The organism is Modestobacter sp. SYSU DS0290 (assembly GCF_054050955.1).
This window is the reverse complement of record NZ_JBJHAI010000044.1, coordinates 1-2,842: the sequence shown is the minus strand read 5'-3', so window position 1 is coordinate 2,842 and position 2,842 is coordinate 1. Positions and strand designations below refer to the sequence as shown.

Here is a 2,842-nt window from a genome sequence, read left to right as displayed (position 1 = left end):
CCCACCACACGGTGGAATAGTTCGTCGTTTCAGAGCTGCACAGTGGACGCGACACTTCCTGCAAAGAGGCTGGATGGTGTGTGTGATCAAGCCCTCGGCCTATTAGTACCGGTCAGCTCCACGACTCACGCCGCTTCCACTTCCGGCCTATCAACCCGCTGGTCTGGGCGGGGGCCTTACCCGGTTAACCCGGTGAGAGACCTCATCTTGAAGCGAGCTTCCCGCTTAGATGCTTTCAGCGGTTATCCCTGCCGAACGTAGCCAACCAGCAGTGCTCCTGGCGGAACAACTGGCACACCAGAGGTTCGTCCGTCCCGGTCCTCTCGTACTAGGGACAGCTCTTCTCAAGTCTCTTACGCGCACGGCGGATAGGGACCGAACTGTCTCACGACGTTCTAAACCCAGCTCGCGTACCGCTTTAATGGGCGAACAGCCCAACCCTTGGGACCTACTCCAGCCCCAGGATGCGACGAGCCGACATCGAGGTGCCAAACCATCCCGTCGATATGGACTCTTGGGGAAGATCAGCCTGTTATCCCCGGGGTACCTTTTATCCGTTGAGCGACACCGCTTCCACATGCCGGTGCCGGGTCACTAGTCCCAGCTTTCGCTCCTGCTCGACCCGTCAGTCTCGCAGTCAAGCTCCCTTGTGCACTTGCACTCAACACCTGATTGCCAACCAGGCTGAGGGAACCTTTGGGCGCCTCCGTTACATTTTGGGAGGCAACCGCCCCAGTTAAACTACCCACCTGACACTGTCCCTGATCCGGATCACGGACCGAGGTTAGACATCCAATTCGACCAGAGTGGTATTTCAACGATGACTCCACGAACACTGGCGTGCCCGCTTCACAGTCTCCCACCTATCCTACACAAGCCGAACCGAACACCAATATCAAGCTATAGTGAAGGTCCCGGGGTCTTTCCGTCCTGCCGCGCGTAACGAGCATCTTTACTCGTAGTGCAATTTCGCCGAGCCTGTGGTTGAGACAGCTGAGAAGTCGTTACGCCATTCGTGCAGGTCGGAACTTACCCGACAAGGAATTTCGCTACCTTAGGATGGTTATAGTTACCACCGCCGTTTACTGGCGCTTGAGTTCTGAGCTTCGCCCCGAAGAGCTAACCCGTCCCCTTAACGTTCCAGCACCGGGCAGGCGTCAGTCCGTATACATCGTCTTTCGACTTCGCACGGACCTGTGTTTTTAGTAAACAGTCGCTTCTCACTGGTCTCTGCGGCCACCCACCGCTGCCCCGCGCAAGGCGGTTCACAGCAGATGGCCCCCCTTCTCCCGAAGTTACGGGGGCATTTTGCCGAGTTCCTTAACCACAGTTCGCTCGATCGCCTTGGTATTCTCTACCTGACCACCTGAGTTGGTTTGGGGTACGGGCCGCTAAGAACTCGCTAGAGGCTTTTCTCGGCAGCATAGGATCATCCAATTCGCCTCATTCGGCTATGCGTCGGGCCTCACCCTGTATGTGGAGCGGATTTACCTACCCCACGGGCCACACCCTTGCACCGGTACTACCACTCACCGGTAGGACTACCTTCCTGCGTCACCCCATCGCTTGCCTACTACCAGTCCGGATCCCATGCTCCACGCGATCAGACCCGAAGGTCAGTCACACGCTTTGGATGGTTAGCATCGCTGGGTTCAGCATGGGCGTTCTTTCGCGGGTACGGGAATATCAACCCGTTGTCCATCGACTACGCCTGTCGGCCTCGCCTTAGGTCCCGACTCACCCTGGGCGGATTAGCCTGGCCCAGGAACCCTTGGTCATCCGGCGGGGGAGTTTCTCACTCCCCTTTCGCTACTCATGCCTGCATTCTCACTCGTGTGGCGTCCACGGCTGGATCACTCCGCCGCTTCCACCGCCACACGACGCTCCCCTACCCATCCACACACCTGGCCCAGAACACGAAGTCCTGGACGGGATATATGTGAATGCCACAGCTTCGGCGGTGTGCTTGAGCCCCGCTACATTGTCGGCGCGGAACCACTTGACCAGTGAGCTATTACGCACTCTTTCAAGGGTGGCTGCTTCTAAGCCAACCTCCTGGTTGTCACTGCGATCCCACATCCTTTTCCACTTAGCACACGCTTAGGGGCCTTAGCCGATGATCTGGGCTGTTTCCCTCTCGACTACGAACCTTATCGCCCGCAGTCTCACTGCCACGCTCTCACTTACCGGCATTCGGAGTTTGGTTGACTTCAGTAAGCTTGTGGGCCCCCTAGGCCATCCAGTGCTCTACCTCCGGCAAGAAACACGTGACGCTGCACCTAAATGCATTTCGGGGAGAACCAGCTATCACCGAGTTTGATTGGCCTTTCACCCCTACCCACAGCTCATCCCCTCCGTTTTCAACCGAAGTGGGTTCGGTCCTCCACGCGGTCTTACCCGCGCTTCAACCTGGCCATGGGTAGATCACTCGGCTTCGGGTCTAGAGCACGCGACTCCATCGCCCTGTTCGGACTCGCTTTCGCTACGGCTACCCCACACGGGTTAACCTCGCCACGTACCGCTAACTCGCAGGCTCATTCTTCAAAAGGCACGCAATCACCCCACCCGAAGGCAGAGCTCTCACGGCTTGTAGGCACACGGTTTCAGGTACTATTTCACTCCCCTCCCGGGGTACTTTTCACCTTTCCCTCACGGTACTTGTCCGCTATCGGTCACCAGGGAGTATTTAGGCTTAGCGGGTGGTCCCGCCAGATTCACACCGAATTTCACGGGCTCGGTGCTACTTGGGATACAACTCGGGAGGTCATGAGTTTTCGTGTACGGGGCTCTCACCCTCTACGGCGACCCCTTCCAGAGGCCTTCCACTAACACATGACTTTCT

The 2,842-nt window shown here is 57.5% G+C and carries 1 rRNA gene; it reads right to left on the bottom strand.

What is annotated here, in order from left to right:
- Positions 1-82: 82 nt before the first annotated feature.
- Positions 83-2,842: ribosomal RNA gene (locus tag ACI795_RS19385) — 23S ribosomal RNA — on the bottom strand; the annotation flags it as partial.